Source organism: Bosea vaviloviae (assembly GCF_001741865.1).
GTDB lineage: Bacteria > Pseudomonadota > Alphaproteobacteria > Rhizobiales > Beijerinckiaceae > Allobosea > Allobosea vaviloviae.
The window spans coordinates 5,649,707-5,670,613 of sequence record NZ_CP017147.1 but is presented as its reverse complement, the minus strand read 5'-3'; the positions used below and the strand labels follow the sequence as shown (position 1 = coordinate 5,670,613).

The window sequence follows — 20,907 nt, the reverse complement described above, 5'->3', positions numbered from 1 at the left end:
GCTTAGTCGATGCGAAGACATTCGCCAATGGCGGAATCCGACACGATTGGCGCGTTTAGCGCGCTTGTTGGCGAGATTCGATGCCCGAGCTCCAATGTCTCGGTCAGCTCCTCCGCATAGCTGAAAAACCGCTCGCGCACGGCCCGCGCATGCGGGTTGGCGCGTTCGATCGCGAGGAAGACGCCGGGCGCGTCATGGCGCACCATTTCGGTCGCCTGCATCAACAGCTCGAAGCTCCTGGTCGTCATGCGGCGCGGCATCGGCTCCATGCGCACGAGGATCTTTGCCACGAGATGGGTCAGTCCCTGCACCATGGCCATGTCGCGGTCATGCGCGTCCGGCGTGGTCAGGATGACGTCGAGCTTCAGGACATGGCGCAGGAAGGCGGCGATCCGGCGAAAGCTGTCGCCGCGGATCGGGCAGAGCGCGATCTTCAGTCCCGCTATGCCGTGGCGCGCGCTTTGCGGGCCGAAGAGCGGGTGGGTGCCGATGATCTCGACAGTGTCGGGCAGGCCCGCGAGCAGCAGGCGCGCCGGTTCGATCTTCACCGAGCCGACATCGAGCACGATCGCACCGGTGCGCAGATGCGGGCGCAGGCTCGCTATGGCCTCGGGCAGCTGGTCGACCGGGACGGCGAGAATGACGATGTCGCAGGCGGCAACCTGCGCGATGCCGCCGGGAGCCAGGCCCTTGCCCGATCCGTCGGCTTCAGGCGCCCGCGCCGGATCGAAGACGACAAGCGGCAGATGCGGCTGGAGGTGCCGCGCCATCAATCGGCCGAAGGCGCCAAAGCCCATCAGGCCGATGGAGGAGAATGTATGTCGCTGGGTAGGCATCGTCTGGTCCTCTCGGAGGCCGCGATGCCGGGTGACTGCCTTTAGTTCATCCGCCAAGCGCAGCGGTTGAACATGAAAATGCGCCCGCTCTTATGAAAAGAGCGCGTAATACTGTTGGGTGCGGAGCAGGGCGAGGCTGGTCATACGCCGCTTAAATCCCGCGCCGGCGGGACTGTCAACCGGCAAAGGGCTGGCCTCAGCTCGACAGGCCCCGGCCGAGCGCGAAGTCGACGCAGCCCCAGATATGGGCGGACAGGATCTCCTGCGCCCTGGCGGCTTCGCGCTTCAAGGCGGCGTCGAGCAAGGCCCGGTGCTCGTCGGCGGCGATCTCGCCGCGGAAGATGACGAAGACCATCTGGTAGCGCAGATAGCGGTCATAGACGCCCGAATGCAGGGCCAGCAGCGCGCGCGAGCCGCAGGCCGAGACCAGCGCCTGATGAAACTCCCAGTCATAGCGTTTCCAGGGCTCGGCATTGGAGCGGTCGCCGGCGAGCAGCTGGGTCTCCATCCGGGCGAGCTTGTGATGGGCGGCGACGACGCGGCCTTCCCATTCCATGTCGCCGGCCTGGAAGGATTGCTCCATCGCATGGCACTCAAGCAGGAGGCGCAGCGCGGCGATCTCCTTGAGGTCGGCTGCCGAACAGGGCGCGACCTGGAAACCGCGCTGCCCCTCGGCGACGACCAGGCCTTCCGGCACCAGGCGATTGAGAATTTCGCGCAAGGTGCTGATGCCGACGCCGTAATCCAGGCGCAGCCTTTCCAGCTTGAGCCGTTGCCCGGGCTGCAGGCGGCCGAAGACGATGTCGGCGCGCAGCCGCTCATAGGCTTGCTCGCCGGCTGTTCCGGCTTCCGATTCGTCGCGCAGGATCTGGACTGGAAGCTCGTTCATTCACAGTGCTCGCATTCGCAGGCTCGTCTCCGGACCCCGCATTCCCGCATAGACCGGGGCTGGAAAGGAGGCCAGCCGGGGCATGACGGTCAATGCCAGCTCCTATTATATCTGATGTTTCATGATTCATCAGTTGAAATTAATTTCAGCAGATGAAAGATTGGCGATCGAGCTACCCGTGGCCAAACGGGAGCGAGGGCCGATCATGCCCGTAAAGCACCGTGCGACCTGTACCCTGGGGAGGGAACAACGATGTCTGGACCGAAATTTTTGCGACGCGACATCCTGCTGGGAGGCGCTGCGCTTCTCGCCGCGCCGGCGATTGCGACGCGGCCCGCGCTGGCGATCACGCCGGCCGAGATCAAGAGCCGGGGCAAGCTGGTGGTCGGGATTCAGGGCGACAACCCGCCCTGGGGCTTCGTCAACAGCGCCGGCAAGCAGGAGGGGCTGGACGCCGATATCGCCGAGCTCTTCGGCAAGGAGCTCGGCGTCACGATCGAATTCGTGGCGCTGGAGGTCAACAACCGCATTCCCGCGCTGACGACCGGTCGCGTCGACCTGCTCTTCGCCACGATGGCGATGCTGCCGGAGCGGGCCAAGGCGGTGCAGTTCAGCAAGCCCTATGTCGCCAACACCATCGTCCTGATCGGCCCGAAGGCGGAAAGCATCAAGACCAATGCGGATATGGGCCGCTACACCATCGGCGTGGCGAAGGGCGCGGCCCAGGACACGCAGGTGACCAAGAACGCGCCGGCCAACACCACGATCCGCCGCTATGACGGCGATGCGCCCAGCATCCAGGCGCTGGTCTCGGGCCAGGTCCAGGCGCTGGGCGGCAACATCTTCTACCTCCAGCGGATCGAGCAGGCGCGGCCCGGCATCTTCGAGAACAAGCTCGAATTCCAAAACCTCTACAACGGCGCCTGCACGCGTTTGGGAGAGAAGGAGATCAATGCCGCGCTCAACGGCTTCATCGACAAGATCAAGGCCAATGGCGAGCTTCAGAAGGTCTACGACAAGTGGATGAAAGTGCCGGTGCATAAATTCCCGGACAGCCTCGAGAATATCCCCTTCACCGTCAGCTGATCGTGGCTTGCCGCCGCGCCGTCATTCCGGCGGCGCGGTGGATTCGATCCTAGAGCAATTTCCGATCCGATTGGATCGTTCAACTACTCTAGATTCTTGTTTTAACGCGTTTTCTTCACGCGAGCCGGTATCCACTTCGCGCGAAAACGCTTGAGCCAGCCAGCGGCGGTCGCTGCGGAGCCTGTCCATGAAGAAGCCGATCTATGTCCTGAACGGACCCAATCTGAACCGCCTCGGCCGCCGCCAGCCCGAGATCTACGGCCATACCACGCTGGCCGAGGTCGAGGGGCTCTGCCGGGCTGCGGTCCCTGAGCGCGAGATCGTCTTCCACCAGTCCAACCGGGAATACGAGCTGATCGAATGGATCCATGAGGCGATCGACGAGGGGGCCGGCATCGTCATCAACCCGGCCGGCTTCACCTTCACTTCCGTCGCGATCATGGACGCTCTCAAGATGTTCGAGGGGCCGATCATCGAGTTCCACATCTCGAACGTCCACAAGCGCGAGGCGATCTACCACAAATCCCTGATCTCGCCGGTCGCAACGGCGGTGATGGCCGGCCTCGGCGCGCGCGGCTACGCTACCGCGCTGATCGCGATGCGGGACCTGCTGAGCCAGAGCTGACGGCTTTGGACCAGACAAGAATCGTCATCCCGGGGCGCCCTTCGGACGCTCGGTCAGCCGGACCGAGGCCTCCATGTCGCAGCTCCGTCGGCGTCGCCCAATGCGGGCTCGGCACCTGCGCTCAAGCGGAAATAGCGCCGGTCGGCGAATAATCCGTCAGCGTCATGATCCGGTCCTCGACTATGCCGACGAGATTGCCATATTCGATCGAGGTGACGCGCTTGATCTCGATCCATTCCGGGTCGGCGAGGAACGTCGTCCAGTGCGCCGTCCGGGTCTCGTTGTCGGGCCAGGCGAGGATATAGGCGAATTCGGTGCGGCCGGCGCTTGCGGTCTCCCACATCGCCACGATCTGGAAGCCGTGCCGAGCCATGATCCGCATCGCATGGTCGCGGAAGCGGGCGTGGAAGGCGCCCTTGTTGCGCTCGAAGATCTCGTAGATGCGCAGTTGGTGGATCATGCCCGGCTCCTTTGTCGACATCCGCAGCCCTCATCCTGAGGCGCCGCGAAAGCGGCGTCTCAAGGGATGGTTGAGAGCCTGCTGGAGCATCCTTCGAGACGTGGACTTCGTCCACTCCCCAGGATGAGGGCTGAATGCCGCGCTCAGGCCGCCGTCTTGCTCAGGCGGCAGTTTTGGCCTTCTTCGCCGCCATCATCTCAACGAAGCGGGTGAACAGATAGTGGCTGTCCTGCGGGCCCGGCGAGGCCTCGGGGTGATGCTGCACGCTGAAGGCCGGGCGGTCGGTCAGCGCGATGCCGCTGTTGGAACCGTCGAAGAGCGAGACATGGGTCTCGACCGCATGCGCCGGCAAAGAGGCCGGATCGACCGCGAAGCCGTGATTCATCGAGACGATCTCGACCTTGCCCGTGGTCTTGTCCTGCACAGGGTGGTTGGCGCCGTGGTGGCCCTGCTTCATCTTCATGGTCTGGCCGCCGATGGCGAGCGCCATCATCTGGTGGCCGAGGCAGATGCCGAAGGTCGGGATCTTCTTGTCGAGCAGCGCCTTGATCACCGGCACGGCATATTCGCCTGTTGCGGCCGGGTCGCCCGGTCCGTTCGAGAGGAAGATGCCATCGGGCTGCAGCGCCAGGATGTCCTCGGCGCTGGCGGTCGAGGGCACGACGGTGACCTCGCAGCCGGCCTTGGAGAGCAGGCGCAGGATGTTGCGCTTCACGCCGTAGTCGATCGCGACGACCTTGTGGACCACGCTCTCGCGCTTGCCATAGCCCACGGGCCAGACCCAGGGCGTCTCGTCCCAGCTATAGCGCTGGGCGGCGGTGACCAGCGGCACGAGGTCGAGCCCGGCCATGTCGGGCAGGGCCGCGGCCTCGCGCTTGAGCCGCTCGATATCGAAGACGCCGTCGGGGCTGTGGGCGATGATCGCGTTGGGCATGCCGTTGTCGCGGATCAGGGCGGTCAGCGCGCGGGTGTCGATGCCGCTGATGCCGACGATGTTGCGGGCCTTCAGCCAGGCGTCGAAATGCCGGTTGGCGCGCCAGTTCGAGGGCTCGGTGATCGCGGCATGCAGCACGAGGCCGCGAACGCCCGAGGAGGCGGCGGCGTTGACCGTCTCGACGTCGTCCTCGTTGACGCCGACATTGCCGATATGGGGGAAGGTGAAGGTGATGATCTGCCCGGCATAGGACGGGTCGGTCAGGATCTCCTGATAGCCGGTCATCGCCGTGTTGAAGCAGAGTTCGCCGGGCGCCTGGCCGGTCGCGCCCAGGCCGAAGCCCTCGAGCACCATGCCGTTGGCCAGCACCAGGAGCGCGGTCGCGCGCGGCTCGATCCAGCCGCCGGTCGCGGGGTTTCCTTCGGGAGCGGTCATGTCTATGTCTCGGTCCAGGCCGCGAAAGCGCGGCGATGTTTCAGGCGGGACAGCGGTTCTGCGCTTGCGCCCATGTCTGGAGCGCGAGCCTTAAAGACGTGGTTCCGCCCCGTCAATCGAAGCAGGCGCAGAGTCTCTGCAAAACGAGCCTGCGGCACAAAAAGGGAATATCACCATGACAAGCCTGCGCGAGCGCTTCACGGCCGATCTCAAGGAGGCGATGAAGGCCGGCGAGAAGGGCAAGGTCTCGACCATCCGGCTGATCACCTCGGCACTGAAGGACAAGGACATCGAGGCGCGCGGCCTGGGCAAGCCGGAGACGACGCCCGACGAAATCCTCGCCTTGCTGCAGAAGATGATCAAGCAGCGCCAGGAATCGATCGCGATCTACGACGCCAATGGCCGCCCCGAGCTCGCCGCAGGCGAGCGCGCCGAGGTCGAGGTCATCAACGCCTATCTGCCCAAGCAGATGTCGGAGGACGAGGTCAAGGCCGTGATCGCGGCGGCCGTGACCGAGAGCGGCGCAGCGTCCGTCAAGGACATGGGCAAGGTCATCGCGATCCTGCGCGCGAAATTCGCCGGCCAGATGGATTTCGCCAAAGCGAGCGGGCTGGTGAAGGCGGCGCTGGGCGACTGATTACGGGGGCGGGCTCAGGCCCGCTCGATATCCGTCAGCGAAAAATCCTCGCCCTTGAACAGAAGCGGCCAGCCACGCGCTTTTGCCAGCGCGTAGGCGGCGCAATCGCCCATGTTGAGCTTGGCGGGATGTCTGCCCTTGCCGAAGCGGCGATAGGCGTCGAAGGCGAGATCGGAGAGGGCTGAGTCGAACGGGACAACGGCGACGTCATAGTCTGCGAGGAAGTCGTCGATCAACGAGACGGGCAGCGCCTTCGCGAAGGCGATAACGAGGCGTGCTTCCAGCAGATTGACCGCCGAGACGACCCGCTCGTTGGCCAACTGCAGGCGGTCGACGAAAATCGTTCGCTCGGCTTCGCCGGTCAGGCACGCGACGATCGCTGACGTGTCGACGACGAGCTTCACCAGAAGCCGTTCTCGTCATAGCCGATGGCGTCGTCCATCTCCTGCTTGGTCATGCTGTGGTCGGTCGGCGTGATATTGTATTTCCTATACAGGGCGGCAAGTTTGCGGCGTCCCTCGGCAATCCTGTGCGCTTTCTCCTCCTCGGACATCGCATCCTTCTCAAGCTCGTTGCCAACAGCCTGGCGCACGGCTTCCGTCAGTGTCAGGCCGCGCCGGCGCGCAAGGGTACGCACGAACCGCTCCGTCTCCGGATCCTTGATGTTGAGGGCCACAGCTTTCTTCCTTTTGCCGCTCTTTCTTTATCATGGCGCTGTGGATTGCGCCAATAATGCGGTCGGCGGCTACATCCATGATTGGCTTCCGCCGCGCACACGCCCACATAGAAGATCATGAAGTTCCCGCCCTCCATCCTGGAAGAGATCAAGGCGCGGCTGCCGGTCTCGGCGGTCGTGGGCAAGCGCGTGCGCCTGGCCAAATCAGGCCGCGAATGGAAGGGCCTGTCGCCCTTCAACGCGGAGAAGACGCCCTCCTTCTTCGTCAATGACCAGAAGGGCTCATTCTTCGATTTCTCCTCGGGCAAGAACGGCGACATCTTCAAATTCGTGATGGAGACGGAAGGGCTTTCCTTCCCGGAAGCCGTCGAGAAGCTCGCTTCCGAAGCCGGCGTGACGCTGCCCAAGATCACGCATGAGGCGCAGGTCCAGGAAGAGAAGCGCAAGGGCTTGCATGAGGTCGTCGAGCTCGCGGCGCGTTTCTTCGAGGCCGAGCTCATGGGCGATCGCGGTTCAGGCGCGCGGCGCTATCTCTCGGGCCGGGGGCTGGAGGGCGAGGCGCGCAAGCTCTTCCGCATGGGCTATGGTCCGCCGGACCGCTTCGCCCTGCGCGATCACCTCGCAGCCAAGGGCGTCGACGCCGCGCTGATGATGGAGACGGGGCTGCTCGTGCATGGCGACGAGATCGCCGTGCCCTATGACCGTTTCCGTGACCGCATCATGTTCCCGATCCATGATGCGCGCGGCCGGGTGATCGCTTTCGGCGGCCGGGCGATGAGCGCCGAGGTCTCGGCGAAATATCTGAACTCGCCGGAGACGCCGCTCTTCCACAAGGGCTCGCTGCTGTTCAACCACCACAATGCGCGCAAGGGCTCGCATGACACCGGCCAGGTGATCGTCGTCGAGGGCTATGTCGACGTGATCGCGATGACGCTGGCGGGCTTTCCGCAGACGGTCGCGCCGCTGGGCACGGCGCTGACCGAGGATCAGCTCGGCCTGCTCTGGCGCATGGCCGACGAGCCGGTGATCTGCCTCGACGGCGACAAGGCCGGGCGCAAGGCGGCGAGCCGCGCGATCGACCTCGCGCTACCCATGTTGGAGCCGGGCAAGTCGCTCGCTTTCGCGACCTTGCCTGACGGGCAGGATCCCGACGATCTGGCGCGTTCGGGCGGCAAGATGGCGGTCGCCGAGGTGCTGCAGGCGGCGCGCCCGCTGGTCGACATGCTCTGGACGCGCGAGGTCGAGGCCGGCCCTCTCGACACGCCCGAGCGTCGCGCCGCCTTCGAGCGCCGGCTGAAGGAGCCGCTCGGCCAGATCAAGGACGAGGCGACGCGCCGGCATTACCGCCGCGAGATGGATGAGCGCCTGAGCCAGCTTTTCGCCAGCGCCGCTCCCGCGCGGGCCGAGCGTGGCCGTGACGGCGGCTTTCAGCGCGGCCGCCCTCAAGGCGGCGGTGCCGGGCGCGGCGGTTTCCGGCAGGCCGTGGCGCCCTGGGCTGTCGGTCCGCTCAAGGCGAGCAGCCAGTTGACGCAGTCGCGGATGATGGCGGGCCGCCGTGGCGAGGATGTGCGCGAGGCCTTCATTTTGCTGGCGCTGGCGAGCCATCCCGATCTGATCTTGCGCTGCGCCGACGAGATTGCCGAGCTCGCGCTCGATGGCCCCGCCGCCGAGCGCTTCCGCCAGGTGCTGCTCGAGGCTGCCATGGATGACAGCCTCGACGAGAATGCGCTTGCCGATCGCCTGCTCCAACCGCGTGTGCAGGAGGCCCAAAGCGCGCTATTGGCGATCACCGGGCCGGCGGAGCGCCAAAAATTGACGCAAGCGGCTGATCCAGAATCGGTTTTCGACTCAATTCGACAGGCTATCGTCTTGCATCATCGCGCGCGAACGTTACATAGCGAGCTGAAGGCAGCCGAGCGCGCATTGGCTGACGAAGCGACCGAAGCCAATTTTGCCTGGATCAAGGACGTCAAGGCCCGCCTCGAGACGATCGAGGGCACGGAGGCCATGTCCGGAGATTGAGGGCTAGCTGCTCCGGCTTCCGCCGTCATGCTGTGCGTGCCGATTGCAGGTGGTTTACGATTCATCAACGATGATCGGCGCCATCTGGCCGAAGTGATTTGGGTGGGGTGAGCGCGCCGGACCAGCGGCCGCGCCGCCCTTTTATGCGTCTGCATGTGGCTTCTTCCGAGCCGTGGCGACGCGCGAGTGCGGAGCGCTGATTGATGGCGACAAAAGCGAGCGAACGGGAAAAGACCGACCAGGTCGCGCCGGAAGCCCCCCCGACGTCCGATGGACCGTTGCTCGATCTGACCGATCAGGCCGTAAGGCGGATGATCAAGCTCGCTAAGAAGCGCGGCTATGTCACCTATGACGAACTGAACGAAGTCCTGCCCTCGGAGGAGTTCTCCTCCGAGCAGATCGAGGATGTGCTCGGCCAGCTCAGCGAGCAGGGCATCAACGTTGTCGACAATGAAGACCCCGAAGCCTCGGGCGAGGAGCGCGCGGCTGCGCGCACCGGCACGAATGGCGACGAGGAGGAGAGCGAGGGCGAGCTCGTCGAGACGCAGCGCTCGGCGTTGCCCGTCGAGGTCAAGCGCAATCTCGAGCCGACCGAGCGCACCGACGATCCGGTGCGGATGTATCTGCGCGAGATGGGCTCGGTCGAATTGCTCTCCCGCGAGGGCGAAATCGCCATCGCCAAGCGCATCGAGGCCGGCCGCGAGGCGATGATCGCGGGGCTCTGCGAGAGTCCGCTGACCTTCCAGGCCATCATCATCTGGCGCGACGAGCTTGTCGAAGGCAAGGTGCTGCTGCGCGACATCATCGATCTGGAAGCGACCTATGCCGGCCCCGACGGCAAGAATCCGTCGCAACTGCCCGGCGAAGGCGAGGAGGGCGAGCCCGCTGAGGCCGCTGCGCCTGCCGGCGAGGTGCCGGAAGGCGAATTGCCGTCCGACATGGACGATGACGACATCGAGAACAACGTCTCGCTCTCGGCCATGGAAGCCGAGCTCAAGCCGCGCGTGCTCGAGACCTTCGATTCGATCGCCGACAACTACAAGAAGCTGCGCCGCCTGCAGGACCAGGATATCGCCAACCGGCTGGAGAACACCAAGCTCTCGCCATCGCAGGACCGCAAATACAAGAAGCTGAAAGACGACATCATCACTGCGGTGAAGTCGCTCTCGCTCAACAACAACCGCATCGAGGCGCTGGTCGAGCAGCTCTACGACATCAACAAGCGGCTCATCTCGCACGAGACGCGCCTGCTACGGCTCGCCGAGAGCTATGGCGTCGGCCGCGAGGACTTCCTCAAGCAGCATGTCGGCGGCGAGCTCGACCCGAAATGGGTTCTGCGCGTCTCCAAGCTGGGCTCGCGCGGCTGGCGCGAATTCGTCGGTGCCGAGCTCGACCGGATCAAGCAGCTGCGCGAGGAGATCCATACGCTGGCCTCCGAGACCGGCCTGGAGATCCAAGAGTTCCGCAAGATCGTGCTGATGGTCCAGAAGGGCGAGCGCGAGGCCCGGCAGGCGAAGAAGGAGATGATCGAGGCCAATCTGCGCCTCGTGATCTCGATCGCCAAGAAGTACACGAACCGCGGCCTGCAATTCCTGGATCTGATCCAGGAAGGCAATATCGGCCTGATGAAGGCGGTCGACAAGTTCGAGTACCGCCGCGGCTACAAGTTCTCAACCTACGCGACATGGTGGATCCGCCAGGCGATCACGCGTTCGATCGCCGACCAGGCCCGCACCATCCGCATCCCGGTGCATATGATCGAGACGATCAACAAGATCGTCCGGACCTCGCGCCAGATGCTGCACGAGATCGGCCGCGAGCCGACCCCGGAGGAGCTGGCCGAGAAGCTCGCCATGCCGCTGGAGAAGGTGCGCAAGGTCCTCAAGATCGCCAAGGAGCCGATCTCGCTCGAAACCCCGATCGGCGACGAGGAAGACAGCCATCTCGGCGACTTCATCGAGGACAAGAACGCGATCCTGCCGATCGACGCGGCGATCCAGAGCAATCTGCGCGAGACGACGACGCGGGTGCTGGCTTCGCTGACGCCGCGCGAGGAGCGCGTGCTGCGCATGCGCTTCGGCATCGGCATGAACACCGACCACACGCTGGAAGAGGTCGGCCAGCAGTTCAGCGTCACGCGCGAACGTATCCGCCAGATCGAGGCGAAGGCGCTCAGGAAGCTGAAGCATCCGAGCCGGAGCCGGAAGCTCAGGAGCTTCCTGGACAATTGAGGTGATCAAGGCGGGTCGAGAGACCCGCCTTTTTTCTTGGCCTTTTTTCTAGGCCGGGACGGTGCCAAGATGGCGGCTTCAGGGGGGCAGCTATGACCGACAAGCCTGATCTGACGGAGATCGAAGCGGCGGTGCAGGCCGCCCAAGTGCAAGCCGAAGCGCAGCGGAAGCAGCCCGCCGCGGCGAGCGATACGGGCAGCACGGCGAGCGATGGCGTCGGCGACGTCGTCAGCGCCGTCCTTGACGGCACGCTCGAAACCGTCGGCAGCGTACTCTCCAGCGCCGGCGAAGCCGCCGCTTCGGTGATCGGCGGCATCTTCGAAGGCCTGGGCTCCTGATCTGACCTGCGGCTCGCACGTTTGGACGCTTGGCGCCGTGCCGGGCAGACCATCGGTGCGCGCAACATCCCCTATCTCAAGGCGCTGTTCGCACCTTATCTCCACCTGCCGGGACAGCCGATCGTCTGATCCGCCGCGCCCTGGCTTGATCTGCCGTGGGGCGATTCATTCGGCTGCAGCGATGCGAATGTGGCGTGTTCCGATCGGAGCGCCGGTCTCCCGGTCGATGGTGACGGCATCGATCTCGGTTCCGGTCTCTGCGTCGAAGAACCGTGTCACCTTGCCCCCGCCGCGATGCTTGCGTCCCCAGGCGCCGATCGCAAACAGCACCGGCAGAAAGTCGCGGCCGGCTTCCGTCAGCACATATTCGTCCCGCGGCGGACGCTCGGAATAGCGGCGTTTCTCCAGCATCCCCTCTTCGGTCAGGGCCGAAAGTCGCACCGTCAGCATCGTTGGCGCGATGCCGAGGCTTTTGCGGAAATCATCGAAGCGGGTCAGCCCCGCATGGGCGTCTCGCATGATCAGCATGCTCCACGCGTCCCCCACGAGTGCCAGGCTCCGGGCGATCAGGCATGGCTGGTTCGAAAGATTCTTCATGTCCATATCTTTTTGATAGTGACTTAGTACTGATTTGATAGTAACAGGGCGCCCATCGCAATTCCACGGAAAAATGAAAGCGAAATCCGATGAGCAAGACAGAACGCGGCATTGCCCTGGTCACGGGGGCGTCCTCCGGCATCGGGCTGGTGACGGCACAAGCGCTGCGGCGCGATGGCTATCGTGTCTTCGGCACCAGCCGGAAGCCGGCACCCGATACCGCGGACGGGGTCACGATGCTGATCTGCGACGTGATCGACGATGCATCCGTGCAGGGCGCCGTCGACGAGGTGCTGAGCCGGGCAGGGCGGATCGATCTTCTCGTCAACAATGCCGGCATCGGCTTGCTGGGCGGCGCCGAGGAATCCACGACGGCACAGGCGAAAGCGGTGTTCGACGTGAACGTCTTCGGCACCATGCGCATGACGAATGCGGTTCTGCCCGTGATGAGGCGGCAGCGTGGCGGCCGGATCGTCAACCTCAGCTCCATACTCGGGCTGATCCCTGCGCCCTATAACGCGCTCTACGCATCGACCAAGCACGCCATCGAAGGCTACTCGGAATCGCTCGACCACGAAGTGCGAACGCAAGGCATCCGCGTCGTGCTCGTCGAGCCCGGCGTGACCCGCACATCCTTTGAGGAGAACATCACACGGCCGGACCGGCCGCTGGCCGTCTACGATACGGCTCGCACCGAGGCGGAGAAGCTGATGCGCGCGATCGTGGCAAAAGGCGATGCCCCCGAGGTGGTTGCCGCCGCCGTCGTCAGGGCCGCCAATGCGGCCTCGCCCAGGAGACGCTACACGGCCGGAAAAGCCGCAGGGCAGATTCGCTTCATGCGCCGCTTCCTGCCTGAAGCCTTCGTCGACAAGAACCTTCGGAAATTCAACGGGCTTCCCGCTTGAGCCGTCACCGCTGCATAGCCGGTGCTGCCGGCTCACCACGGGGGCGCGCGAAGGGTAAAGTCGTCGTCAGAGTGAAGTAAGGTTCGACAATCACACCCCGGCTGACGCGATATCGAAGCGTCAGACCGGGGCGCTTCGACGTCTCTCGAGGTCTCGTTTGGTGTCGTCCTGGGCTGCCTGTGCATCAGCGCGGGGTTCCTCGATCAACCGTCGGAGCCGCCCGCAATTGATCGGCGAGGCAGCCACATCCTATCAGCAGTTGCAGGGAAGGCCGCTTGGCATTTGAATGAGGGCTGACCTTCGCGCGGGCGATCTCGACCGCAGCAGCCGGAGCCGCCATGTCCCCCGAATTCCTTCTGACCTCGCTGATCATCGTCGCTTCGCCCGGCACGGGCGCGATCTATACGATCGCGGCGGGCCTCACGCGCGGCTCCCGCGCCAGCGTGTTGGCGGCCTTCGCCTGCACGCTCGGCATCGTGCCGCATCTCATCGCTGCGATGATGGGGCTGGCGGCGCTGCTGCATGCGAGTGCGCTGGCCTTCGAGATCGTGAAATATGCCGGCGTCGCCTATCTGCTCTGGATGGCCTGGCAGACATTGCGTGAGCAGGGCGCGCTCAAGGTCGAGACCCAGGCCGATCCGCGCTCAGGGCTGCGCGTGCTGACCGACGGCATCGCGATCAACGTGCTCAATCCGAAGCTTTCGATCTTCTTCGTCGCCTTCCTGCCGCAGTTCATCGCCGCCGACGAGGCCGCGCCGCTCGCGCGCATGCTGGAACTCTCCGGCGTCTTCATGGCGATGACCTTCGTGGTCTTCGCGCTCTACGGCCTCTTCGCTGCTGCGATGCGCGACAAGGTCGTCAGCCGTCCAGCCGTGATGGCCTGGCTGCGCCGCAGCTTTGCCGCCGCCTTTGTCGCGCTGGGCGCCAAGCTCGCGTTGACCGAGCGCTGACGGCCGCGGCGGGAATGAGCTCGCAATCGGTCGTCACCATCGAGACGCATGGCGCAGGGCTCTATGAGTTCACGGACCGCGTCATGGTCTTCATCCGCTCGGCGCGTATCGAAAGCGGGCTGCTGACGCTGTTCCTGCGCCATACCTCCTGCTCGCTGCTGATCCAGGAAAATGCCGATCCCGATGTGCGGCGCGATCTCGACGCGTTCTTCCGTCGTTTGGTGCCACAAGCCGATGATCCGGCGATGGCCTATCTGACGCATCGGGCGGAGGGGCCCGACGACATGCCGGCCCATATCAAGGCGGCCTTGATGCCGGTCTCCCTCTCGATTCCGGTCATGGACGGACGCCTTGCGCTGGGAACCTGGCAAGGCGTCTATCTGTTCGAGCATCGCCGCAGGCCACATCGGCGCGAGGTCGTGCTGCATCTGGGCGGTTAGAGGTTGTTAGGGGCTCTGCCGTCAGCCGGGCGGCGCCACGATCAGCGCCATGATCCGCCGCACCAGCGGCAGGATCAGAAGCAGCGTCGGGAAGGCGACCAGCCAGGACAGGCCCCAGGAGACCGGCCAGGTCGAGAGGAAGTCCGGGGAGGGGCCGAGCGCCCGCAGCGTCGCGATGGCCGAGACGACGAAGGTCATCACGATCGACAGCAGGAAGGGCAGCACGACAGTGCCGTAGCGCGCCGGAAGCCGGCGACGGGACGATAGGTTGGACATGGGACGATAAGCTTTCGTAAGCGGGCCGTGCCGTGGGGGATTGCAAGGCACTTTGGCAAGACATCTTGGCAAGGCATCCTGACGGCGACAGCCGGGTTGGATGCGTTGTCTGACGTGAGACGCTTACGACCGGCCTATCAGGCCGATGCCGCCTTCTAGCGGCTGCCGGGCCTGTCGCCAAGCCTTTCCTTACTCGCCAAGTCTTTCCTTACTCGCCAAGTCTTTCCTTACTCGCCAAGTCCTGCCTTGCCGCGCTTCGCCTCTTCATTCGCGCCCGGCGAAGATGTCGGGCTTTGGCACCGGTTCCCAGGCCTCGCCGGCTGCGATGAAGCAGCTCATGCCTTGCGGCGTGGTGGCGATGAGGGTCCAGGAGCCGGACCGGCCGGCGAGGATCTCGAAGACGAAACCGCCATTGGCGAGGCCGCGGCCGATGACCATCTCGCCGAAGGAATTGTGCAATTGCGCGATCAATTGGGTGCGATCGATGCAAGGCGGGCCGCGCGGCGCCTGGGGTTGCGCGGCGCTGGACAGGCTGAGCGCGATCAGGCCGAGTCCCGCGAACGACAGAGATTTTGCGAACGACAGAGATTTGATGAGTCTCATGACCACCTCCCTATTCAGGGGTGGCCGCGGGAGCAGGTTGGGCGTAAAGGGGCCGTGCGGTCGCCCTGAACACCCTGAATCTGGGGATTTTGCCGCTGTTCTTCAAGTCCTGCGGTGTATCTCGGGTCGGGCGCTCCGATCGTGGACGAGTGCAAACTGGGCTCCCCTTGGCGTCGATCCTGCTCTCGATCACGTCGCATTCGGACGGTTCCGTCCGAATGCGAAAAACGTGATCGACACTAAAGTTTAGAGCATTGCTCCCGCGAAAAACCGGTGCCCATTTTTTCGCGCAATGCTCTATATCAAGTCGCAATGAATGCGGAGGCTCCATGTCGTTTTTGAAATCCCTGTTCGGGCTGGGCGGCAAGGCCAGCGAGACGCCGGCCGGCCCGCTCAAGAGCATCGAGCATAATGGTTTCACCATCCATGCGACGCCCTATCAGGAGGGCGGGCAGCACCAGCTCTGCGGCGTGGTCGAGAAGGAGATCGACGGGGAGCTCCGCCAGCATCGCTTCGTGCGGGCCGACCGCTTTCCCGGCGCCGAGGAGGCCGCGGATTTCGCGCTGGTGAAGGGCAAGCAGCTCGTCGATGAGCAAGGCGACGCGCTCTTCAAATAAATCGGCTGCGGCGCTGCTGCAGGGTGATGCCGATTACGTTAAGGCATACCGGCGTACTGCTCTGCGGCATAGAAGATAATTTCTGGACCGTTTCTTTAATTTTTTGAGATTTTCATTTTTTATTGATATCCTTGCTTCATCCTTTAGAATGAGAGGCAATCCCGCTGAAGTGGCCCGCTGGGCTGCTGCTTTAAGCATTTGTTGTGATCTCTACGGCTTCTATCGAAAGCGCAGAGTTTCAAGAATGTTCAGCGGATTGCCCCAATGTCCAAGGCTGTCACCAGCCCCGACGCAGCTGCCTATCGCCGGTTCTCCGCCGATCGTCAGATCGCGTCGGGCTTCGCGGCGCTGAGGGAAGGTGGTGTCGATCTCTCCCAGATCGCGCCAGCGGCGGCGAAGAACGACAAGCCGGCCCATCGCGACGCCTGGTTCGAGGGCGTGCTCGATCAACTGCCGATCTGCGTCTATATGACCGATGCCGAGGGGCGGGTCACCTATGTCAACCGCGCCGCCGGCGCCTTTGTCGGGCGCGAGCCGCGCATCGGCGCGGATCGCTGGTGCGTCACGCACAAGCTCTTCACCATCGAGGGCGCGCCGCTCGCGCCCCAGGACGGCCCGATGGCGGTCGCGCTGCGCGAAAGCCGGCCGGTGCGCGGCGTCGAGGCCATGCTCGAACGCCCGGACGGGACGCGGACGCCCGTCCTGACCTATCCGACGCCGCTGTTCGGGGATGACGGCGCGCTGACCGGCGGTTTCAACCTGCTGGTCGACATCAGCAAGCGCAAGCAGGCCGAGCAGAAGCTGGCGGACACGCTGCATCACGACGGGCTGACCGGGCTGCACAACCGCCCGGCACTGAGCGCCCATCTCGACCGGAGGCTGATCCAGGCGCGGCTCGCCGGCGAGGGGCTGGTCGTGATGCGCATGGACCTCGACGGCTTCAAGGCGCTGAACGACGAGCATGGCCATGCAGTGGGCGATGCCATCCTGGTCGAGGCGGCGCAGCGTCTGCGGACCAGCGCCGGTGATGCTTTCCTGGCGCGGATCGGCGGCGACGAGTTCATGCTGGTCTCGGGCGCGCTGCAGACCGAGGGCGAGGCGCGGGCGCAGGCCGAGCGTGTGCGCTGTGCCTTTGCGCAAGAGTTCTTCACAGGCGACCATTCCTTCAAGATCAGCGTCAGCGCCGGCTGTGCGCGCTTTCCGGGGGATGGCGAGGATCAGATCCGCCTGATCGCTGCCGCCAACGCCGCCTTGAACCTCGCCAAATCCGAGGGGCCGGGCGCGATGCGCATGTTCGATCTCGCCGAGCAGGCGCGCGAACAGGAGCGCCTTACCTTCAGCCGGCATCTGCGCCAGGCGATCGAGCGCAACGAGATCCATCCGCATTACCAGCCGCTGTTCCGGGCCGATGGCGCGATTGCGGGCTTCGAGGCGCTGGCGCGCTGGAAGGATCCGGTGCGCGGCATCGTCGCGCCGGCGAGCTTCATTCCGGCGGCGGAGGAGGGCGGTCTCATCGCCAAGCTCGACGCCTATGTGCTGCGCAGCGCCTGCATCGAGGCGGCGCGCTGGACACAGCCCTTGCGGATTTCCGTCAACATCTCGGCGCTGGAGTTCCAGTCCGGCGACCTGCCCGGCCGTGTGGCGGCGGTGCTGGCCGAAACCGGCCTCGACCCCGAGCGGCTCGAGCTCGAGATCACCGAGGGCGTCATGGTCACCGATGCCGACCGCGCCATGGCGACCTTCGGCAAATTGCGCGCGCTCGGCGTGCGCATCGCGCTCGATGATTTCGGCACCGGCTATTCCTCGCTCTCCTATCTGCATCGCTTCCCGCTGACGACGCTGAAGATCGACCGCAGCTTCATCGCCAAGCTCGGCGTGACGCTGGAATCGGTTGCGATCACGCGCGCCGTCATCCAGCTCGGCCATGCGCTCGGCATCGAGGTGGTGGCCGAAGGCGTCGAGACGCCCGAGCAGCTCGACTTCCTGATCCAGGAAGGCTGCGACCTGACGCAAGGCTTCCTGCTCGGCCGCCCGCTGGACGCCAGCGCCTACGCGCATGTGACGGGCGCCTGAGAGGGCTCTGCTCGAAGTCCAGTACGCGCGGGGAACCCTCTCCCGTAGGGAGAGGGCAGGGTGAGGGGTCGGCCGTTTGACGCTGTGGCCGTAACCTCACCGCTGCTTCGCTGTGGGGTTTCCACTCAACTGGTCCAGGGGCCTACACCTCACCCCTGCCCCTCTCCTTACAGGAGAGGGGTTCCCCGCGCCTTTCCGTTATGGCCAGGCACATCTCTTCCGCCAACGCCGTCCCGCCCTGCGGGGCGTGCGCTTGTCGCTCGAGGCGTCCCCGCCTAATCCTCGCTCCTGGAAAAGTCGTTCTCTGAAAACGACGGCGCGAGGAAACATGGCTTCCCTGGATGCGCGTTATGCGCCGGATTCCTCCTATGCCTGGCTCAGGCTGGCGATGTCGCTGCTGCTCGGCACTGTCGCTTGCGTCGGCACCTGGTCGGTCGTGGTCGTGCTGCCTTCGGTGCAGGCCGAGTTCGGCACGCTCAGGGCAGGTGCTGCGCTGCCCTATACCTGCGTGATGATCGGCTTCGGCTTCGGCAACATCGCCATGGGCCGCATCGCCGATCGCTACGGCATCGTCGTGCCGGTGGTGATGGGCGCGCTCCTGCTCGGCAGCGGCTATCTGCTGGCGGCGCTGGCGCAATCGCTCTGGCAGTTCGCGCTCGTCCATCTCGTCCTGATCGGCATCGGCGGCGGAGCCGGCTTCTCCCCGCTGATCGCCGATCTGTCGCATTGGTTCCGCAGGCATCGCGGGCTTGCCGTGGTGTTCGGCGCATCGGGAAGCTATCTCGCCGGGGTGATCTGGCCGCAGCTCATCACCTGGGGCGTGGCGCATCATGGCTGGCGGACGACGCATGTCGCCATCGGGCTGACGGTGCTCATCATCATGCTGCCGATGTCGCTGTTCTTCCGGCGGCGTCCCTCGGTCGAGCACATGGCTGCCGACGATGCGGCGAGCAGCAGCGCGCGCGGCGATCTCGGCCTCTCGGCGAACCAATTGCAATGGCTGCTCGCGACCGCCGGCTTCTGTTGCTGCGTCGCCATGGCGATGCCGCAGGTCCATATCGTCGCCTATTGTGGCGATCTCGGTTACGGCGTGGCGCGCGGCGCGGAAATGCTCTCGCTCATGCTGCTGCTGGGCATCATCAGCCGCATCGGCTCAGGCTTCGTCGCCGACCGCATCGGCGGAACGGCGACGCTGGCATTGGGCTCGGCGATGCAGGGCGCGGCGCTTTTCCTCTATCTCTGGTTCGACGGTCTGACCTCGCTCTACATCGTCACCGCCATCTTCGGCCTGTTCCAGGGCGGCATCGTGCCGATGTATGCGGTCATCATCCGCGAATACCTGCCGGCCAAGGAGGCGGGCGTGCGCATCGGCATCGTGATGTCGGCGACGGTCTTAGGGATGGCCTTCGGCGGTTATGTCTCGGGCGCGATCTTCGACTATTTCGCCTCCTACCGCGTCGCCTTCCTCAACGGACTGGCCTGGAACCTCGTCAATCTCGGGCTGGTGTGCTGGCTGATGATGCGGGCGCGACCGCGGAATTCGCTTGGACACTCTACTCCGGCGGCTGTCTGACACGGCTTTCTGCGCTTCCGGTGCTCACGGACGAAAAGTCCGCTCCGCGCCGGTTCTCGAAAGCCACGCCAGTCGACTCGCCGGAGCGAGTTCCAAATCGAATTCCGGGCCGGTGGTGGCGTGACGCGCCACCCGTCATTGCGAGCGCAGCGAAGCAATCCAGCGTCTCGCGCTACGCCCCCTAGATTGCTTCGCGGAGCCTGTACTCGGGCTTGCCGAAGGCAAGACCCGGGTGCTCGCAATGACGGTGAGGGTATGTCGCTGGTTTGCGCCTCACGCCGGCTTGTCTCCCGGCCGGTACGTCCCAAAGCACCAGATATGCCCTTCCGGGTCCTTGCAGATGAAGTCGCGGCTGCCATAGGGCTGGTCGGTCGGCTCCATGCAGATTTCGGCTCCGGCCGCGCGGGCGCGCTCGCAACGGGCATCGATGTCGTCGGTGGCGATATAGGGCGAGGCGGTGGTGCCGCCGAGTTCGGCGGGCCTTGCGACCAGCTTGCCGAATTCGTTGTTCTCGGCCGAGCCCAGCATGACGAAGCTCTCGCCCATGCGTAGCTCGCCATGCAGCAGGGTTTTGCCGTCCGGCGAGTAGTAGGCGGCGTGTTTCTCGAAGCCCAGGGCCTCGATCAGCCAGTCGTACATTCTGGGCGCATCGGCATAGCGTAGCGAGACGCAGATCATGGCGGGCGATGCAGTCATGGCGCTTGTCCTCCCACGGGGTTTTGCGGTCTTCGCCGCGCTTGACGCAGCATGCCGCGTCCTCAATGTCGGCTCAACCGGCAAGGCCTGAAGGGAGCGGCGATGAAGGGCGTGACGCAGTTCGAGCATCGCACCCAGACGGTGATCCCCGCGCACCGCTTCGCCTGGCGCATGGGGCGCGCCATGCTGACCTATGTGGGGCTGGCCACGGTCGGCATGGCGGGCTACATGGCGACCGAGGGCATGAGCGCCGTCGACGCCTTCGTCAACGCGGCGATGATCCTGTCGGGCATGGGGCCCGTCGACCAGCTCAAGACCGATGGCGGCAAGCTCTTCGCCGGCGCCTATGCCTTGTTCTCGGGATTGTTCGTGGTGATCGCGACCGGTTTCGTGCTGGCGCCGGTGCTGCATCGTGTGCTCCATTCCTTCCATGTCGAACAGGGGAAGAGCAGCGATGATTGAGCCGGGCCTGACGCCAGATGAAGCACCGCGCGGTAGTCTCACCGTGCGCGTCAACGCCATGCCGGCCGACACCAACGCCAATGGCGACATCTTCGGCGGCTGGGTGATGTCGCGGATGGACGCCGCCGGCGGCATCGCCGGGGTGGACCGGGCGCAAGGGCGCGTGGTCACGATCGCGGTCGATGCGATGACCTTCATCAGGCCGGTCAAGGTCGGCGATGTGCTCAGCGTCTATACCGAGGTCGAGTCGGTCGGTCGGACCTCGATGAAGATCCATGTCGAGGCCTGGGCGCGCCGCTTCCGCACGACGCTGCACGAGAAGGTCACCGACGCGACCTTCACCTTCGTGGCGATCGACGAGGAGGGCCGGCCGCGCCCGGTGCCGAAGCCGCCGGAGGCGTGAGGCCAGGCCTCGCGCCCGCCGCCTCGCTTCCGCCGCACAGCCTAACGAATGCTGAAGCGTTGGTGCGGGCGAGTGATTCAGAAGAATCCGCCCGCTTAAACGTTCCTTAAGTGCATATCCGCGATCTTCAGCTTCGGAAGGCC

24 protein-coding genes are annotated in these 20,907 nt (G+C 64.9%); 14 read left to right on the top strand and 10 right to left on the bottom strand.

The features are described from left to right. Positions 1-2: 2 nt before the first annotated feature. On the bottom strand, positions 3-836 hold the full coding sequence (locus tag BHK69_RS26125; protein WP_069692654.1) for a prephenate dehydrogenase: 834 nt from the start codon (positions 834-836) through the stop codon (positions 3-5). A gap of 196 nt (positions 837-1,032) precedes the next feature. Beyond that, on the bottom strand, positions 1,033-1,725 hold the full coding sequence (locus BHK69_RS26120) for a GntR family transcriptional regulator (RefSeq protein ID WP_083269694.1): 693 nt from the start codon (positions 1,723-1,725) through the stop codon (positions 1,033-1,035). 252 nt (positions 1,726-1,977) lie between these two features. On the opposite strand from BHK69_RS26120, the gene BHK69_RS26115 reads away from it, so the two are divergent. Continuing rightward, positions 1,978-2,811, top strand: coding sequence for a transporter substrate-binding domain-containing protein (locus BHK69_RS26115; protein WP_069692653.1), 834 nt, complete (start codon positions 1,978-1,980; stop codon positions 2,809-2,811). 187 nt (positions 2,812-2,998) lie between these two features. Continuing rightward, on the top strand, positions 2,999-3,436 hold the full coding sequence (locus BHK69_RS26110) for a type II 3-dehydroquinate dehydratase (RefSeq protein WP_069692652.1): 438 nt from the start codon (positions 2,999-3,001) through the stop codon (positions 3,434-3,436). A 121-nt stretch (positions 3,437-3,557) separates the two neighbouring features. Here BHK69_RS26110 and BHK69_RS26105 read toward each other — a convergent pair whose 3' ends face one another. Then, positions 3,558-3,896 carry an NIPSNAP family protein gene (locus tag BHK69_RS26105; RefSeq protein WP_069693975.1) on the bottom strand — a complete coding sequence of 113 codons (339 nt, stop codon included), beginning with the start codon at positions 3,894-3,896 and terminating at the stop codon, positions 3,558-3,560. A 160-nt stretch (positions 3,897-4,056) separates the two neighbouring features. Next, entirely contained in the window at positions 4,057-5,265 is a 1,209-nt protein-coding gene (gene carA, locus BHK69_RS26100) for a glutamine-hydrolyzing carbamoyl-phosphate synthase small subunit (RefSeq protein WP_069692651.1), read from the bottom strand. A gap of 175 nt (positions 5,266-5,440) precedes the next feature. On the opposite strand from carA, the gene BHK69_RS26095 reads away from it, so the two are divergent. After that, positions 5,441-5,902 (top strand): GatB/YqeY domain-containing protein, encoded by a 462-nt coding sequence (locus tag BHK69_RS26095; RefSeq protein ID WP_069692650.1) that lies wholly within the window; start codon positions 5,441-5,443, stop codon positions 5,900-5,902. A 14-nt stretch (positions 5,903-5,916) separates the two neighbouring features. Here BHK69_RS26095 and BHK69_RS26090 read toward each other — a convergent pair whose 3' ends face one another. Continuing rightward, positions 5,917-6,306 carry a type II toxin-antitoxin system VapC family toxin gene (locus tag BHK69_RS26090; RefSeq protein ID WP_069692649.1) on the bottom strand — a complete coding sequence of 130 codons (390 nt, stop codon included), beginning with the start codon at positions 6,304-6,306 and terminating at the stop codon, positions 5,917-5,919. Continuing rightward, positions 6,303-6,578: a type II toxin-antitoxin system VapB family antitoxin gene (locus BHK69_RS26085; protein ID WP_069692648.1), complete on the bottom strand. Its 276-nt coding sequence runs from the start codon at positions 6,576-6,578 to the stop codon at positions 6,303-6,305. Before BHK69_RS26085 ends, BHK69_RS26090 begins: the two co-directional genes overlap by 4 nt. Before the next feature lie 117 nt (positions 6,579-6,695). Between BHK69_RS26085 and dnaG the strand changes: the two genes are divergently transcribed. From dnaG to BHK69_RS26070, 3 genes are all read left to right on the top strand, one after another. Then, the gene (gene dnaG / locus BHK69_RS26080; RefSeq protein WP_069692647.1) at positions 6,696-8,600 is read left to right on the top strand and encodes a DNA primase; all 1,905 of its coding nucleotides are present in this window, start codon (positions 6,696-6,698) and stop codon (positions 8,598-8,600) included. A gap of 203 nt (positions 8,601-8,803) precedes the next feature. Further along, positions 8,804-10,831 carry an RNA polymerase sigma factor RpoD gene (gene rpoD / locus BHK69_RS26075; protein WP_069692646.1) on the top strand — a complete coding sequence of 676 codons (2,028 nt, stop codon included), beginning with the start codon at positions 8,804-8,806 and terminating at the stop codon, positions 10,829-10,831. 92 nt (positions 10,832-10,923) lie between these two features. Continuing rightward, on the top strand, positions 10,924-11,169 hold the full coding sequence (locus BHK69_RS26070; RefSeq protein WP_069692645.1) for a hypothetical protein: 246 nt from the start codon (positions 10,924-10,926) through the stop codon (positions 11,167-11,169). Between the two features lie 165 nt (positions 11,170-11,334). Here BHK69_RS26070 and BHK69_RS26065 read toward each other — a convergent pair whose 3' ends face one another. Next, positions 11,335-11,766, bottom strand: a complete 432-nt coding sequence (locus BHK69_RS26065) for a winged helix-turn-helix transcriptional regulator (RefSeq protein WP_069693974.1) — start codon at positions 11,764-11,766, stop codon at positions 11,335-11,337. Between the two features lie 89 nt (positions 11,767-11,855). Between BHK69_RS26065 and BHK69_RS26060 the strand changes: the two genes are divergently transcribed. The 3 genes from BHK69_RS26060 (at position 11,856) to BHK69_RS26050 (ending at position 14,061) form a co-directional block, all read left to right on the top strand. Further along, entirely contained in the window at positions 11,856-12,671 is an 816-nt protein-coding gene (locus tag BHK69_RS26060; protein ID WP_069692644.1) for an oxidoreductase, read from the top strand. Between the two features lie 338 nt (positions 12,672-13,009). After that, positions 13,010-13,621 carry a LysE family translocator gene (locus BHK69_RS26055; protein WP_069692643.1) on the top strand — a complete coding sequence of 204 codons (612 nt, stop codon included), beginning with the start codon at positions 13,010-13,012 and terminating at the stop codon, positions 13,619-13,621. 14 nt (positions 13,622-13,635) lie between these two features. Then, positions 13,636-14,061 carry a secondary thiamine-phosphate synthase enzyme YjbQ gene (locus BHK69_RS26050; protein WP_069692642.1) on the top strand — a complete coding sequence of 142 codons (426 nt, stop codon included), beginning with the start codon at positions 13,636-13,638 and terminating at the stop codon, positions 14,059-14,061. A gap of 21 nt (positions 14,062-14,082) precedes the next feature. Here the strand turns inward: BHK69_RS26050 and BHK69_RS26045 are convergent, their stop codons facing one another. Together BHK69_RS26045 and BHK69_RS26040 are read right to left on the bottom strand one after the other, a co-directional pair. Then, the gene (locus BHK69_RS26045) at positions 14,083-14,337 is read right to left on the bottom strand and encodes a DUF2798 domain-containing protein (protein WP_069692641.1); all 255 of its coding nucleotides are present in this window, start codon (positions 14,335-14,337) and stop codon (positions 14,083-14,085) included. Positions 14,338-14,601: 264 nt separating this feature from the next. Continuing rightward, positions 14,602-14,940, bottom strand: coding sequence for a hypothetical protein (locus BHK69_RS26040; protein ID WP_069692640.1), 339 nt, complete (start codon positions 14,938-14,940; stop codon positions 14,602-14,604). Between the two features lie 329 nt (positions 14,941-15,269). Here BHK69_RS26040 and BHK69_RS26035 point away from each other — a divergent pair, with 329 nt between their 5' ends. From BHK69_RS26035 to BHK69_RS26025, 3 genes are all read left to right on the top strand, one after another. Continuing rightward, positions 15,270-15,557 (top strand): HlyU family transcriptional regulator, encoded by a 288-nt coding sequence (locus BHK69_RS26035; RefSeq protein ID WP_069692639.1) that lies wholly within the window; start codon positions 15,270-15,272, stop codon positions 15,555-15,557. Between the two features lie 264 nt (positions 15,558-15,821). Then, complete coding sequence (locus BHK69_RS26030) at positions 15,822-17,630, top strand: putative bifunctional diguanylate cyclase/phosphodiesterase (RefSeq protein ID WP_083269693.1); 1,809 nt, start codon at positions 15,822-15,824, stop codon at positions 17,628-17,630. 328 nt (positions 17,631-17,958) lie between these two features. Then, positions 17,959-19,203, top strand: coding sequence for an MFS transporter (locus tag BHK69_RS26025; RefSeq protein WP_069692638.1), 1,245 nt, complete (start codon positions 17,959-17,961; stop codon positions 19,201-19,203). 273 nt (positions 19,204-19,476) lie between these two features. Here the strand turns inward: BHK69_RS26025 and BHK69_RS26020 are convergent, their stop codons facing one another. Continuing rightward, positions 19,477-19,899, bottom strand: a complete 423-nt coding sequence (locus tag BHK69_RS26020; protein WP_069692637.1) for a VOC family protein — start codon at positions 19,897-19,899, stop codon at positions 19,477-19,479. 102 nt (positions 19,900-20,001) lie between these two features. Between BHK69_RS26020 and BHK69_RS26015 the strand changes: the two genes are divergently transcribed. Further along, positions 20,002-20,361 (top strand): hypothetical protein, encoded by a 360-nt coding sequence (locus tag BHK69_RS26015; RefSeq protein WP_069692636.1) that lies wholly within the window; start codon positions 20,002-20,004, stop codon positions 20,359-20,361. Further along, the gene (locus BHK69_RS26010) at positions 20,354-20,764 is read left to right on the top strand and encodes an acyl-CoA thioesterase (RefSeq protein WP_069692635.1); all 411 of its coding nucleotides are present in this window, start codon (positions 20,354-20,356) and stop codon (positions 20,762-20,764) included. The genes BHK69_RS26015 and BHK69_RS26010 overlap by 8 nt, the downstream gene beginning before the upstream one ends. The last annotated feature ends 143 nt before the right edge of the window (positions 20,765-20,907 follow it).

What these genes read in the sequence shown, in the direction of transcription:
- BHK69_RS26125 (WP_069692654.1), bottom strand. Translation starts at nt 836, where the DNA reads ATGCCTACCCAGCGACATACATTCTCCTCCATCGGCCTGATGGGCTTT.
- BHK69_RS26120 (WP_083269694.1), bottom strand. Translation starts at nt 1,725, where the DNA reads ATGAACGAGCTTCCAGTCCAGATCCTGCGCGACGAATCGGAAGCCGGA.
- BHK69_RS26115 (WP_069692653.1), top strand. Translation starts at nt 1,978, where the DNA reads ATGTCTGGACCGAAATTTTTGCGACGCGACATCCTGCTGGGAGGCGCT.
- BHK69_RS26110 (WP_069692652.1), top strand. Translation starts at nt 2,999, where the DNA reads ATGAAGAAGCCGATCTATGTCCTGAACGGACCCAATCTGAACCGCCTC.
- BHK69_RS26105 (WP_069693975.1), bottom strand. Translation starts at nt 3,896, where the DNA reads ATGATCCACCAACTGCGCATCTACGAGATCTTCGAGCGCAACAAGGGC.
- carA (WP_069692651.1), bottom strand. Translation starts at nt 5,265, where the DNA reads ATGACCGCTCCCGAAGGAAACCCCGCGACCGGCGGCTGGATCGAGCCG.
- BHK69_RS26095 (WP_069692650.1), top strand. Translation starts at nt 5,441, where the DNA reads ATGACAAGCCTGCGCGAGCGCTTCACGGCCGATCTCAAGGAGGCGATG.
- dnaG (WP_069692647.1), top strand. Translation starts at nt 6,696, where the DNA reads ATGAAGTTCCCGCCCTCCATCCTGGAAGAGATCAAGGCGCGGCTGCCG.
- rpoD (WP_069692646.1), top strand. Translation starts at nt 8,804, where the DNA reads ATGGCGACAAAAGCGAGCGAACGGGAAAAGACCGACCAGGTCGCGCCG.
- BHK69_RS26070 (WP_069692645.1), top strand. Translation starts at nt 10,924, where the DNA reads ATGACCGACAAGCCTGATCTGACGGAGATCGAAGCGGCGGTGCAGGCC.
- BHK69_RS26065 (WP_069693974.1), bottom strand. Translation starts at nt 11,766, where the DNA reads ATGAAGAATCTTTCGAACCAGCCATGCCTGATCGCCCGGAGCCTGGCA.
- BHK69_RS26060 (WP_069692644.1), top strand. Translation starts at nt 11,856, where the DNA reads ATGAGCAAGACAGAACGCGGCATTGCCCTGGTCACGGGGGCGTCCTCC.
- BHK69_RS26055 (WP_069692643.1), top strand. Translation starts at nt 13,010, where the DNA reads ATGTCCCCCGAATTCCTTCTGACCTCGCTGATCATCGTCGCTTCGCCC.
- BHK69_RS26050 (WP_069692642.1), top strand. Translation starts at nt 13,636, where the DNA reads ATGAGCTCGCAATCGGTCGTCACCATCGAGACGCATGGCGCAGGGCTC.
- BHK69_RS26045 (WP_069692641.1), bottom strand. Translation starts at nt 14,337, where the DNA reads ATGTCCAACCTATCGTCCCGTCGCCGGCTTCCGGCGCGCTACGGCACT.
- BHK69_RS26040 (WP_069692640.1), bottom strand. Translation starts at nt 14,940, where the DNA reads ATGAGACTCATCAAATCTCTGTCGTTCGCAAAATCTCTGTCGTTCGCG.
- BHK69_RS26035 (WP_069692639.1), top strand. Translation starts at nt 15,270, where the DNA reads ATGTCGTTTTTGAAATCCCTGTTCGGGCTGGGCGGCAAGGCCAGCGAG.
- BHK69_RS26030 (WP_083269693.1), top strand. Translation starts at nt 15,822, where the DNA reads ATGTCCAAGGCTGTCACCAGCCCCGACGCAGCTGCCTATCGCCGGTTC.
- BHK69_RS26025 (WP_069692638.1), top strand. Translation starts at nt 17,959, where the DNA reads ATGGCTTCCCTGGATGCGCGTTATGCGCCGGATTCCTCCTATGCCTGG.
- BHK69_RS26020 (WP_069692637.1), bottom strand. Translation starts at nt 19,899, where the DNA reads ATGACTGCATCGCCCGCCATGATCTGCGTCTCGCTACGCTATGCCGAT.
- BHK69_RS26015 (WP_069692636.1), top strand. Translation starts at nt 20,002, where the DNA reads ATGAAGGGCGTGACGCAGTTCGAGCATCGCACCCAGACGGTGATCCCC.
- BHK69_RS26010 (WP_069692635.1), top strand. Translation starts at nt 20,354, where the DNA reads ATGATTGAGCCGGGCCTGACGCCAGATGAAGCACCGCGCGGTAGTCTC.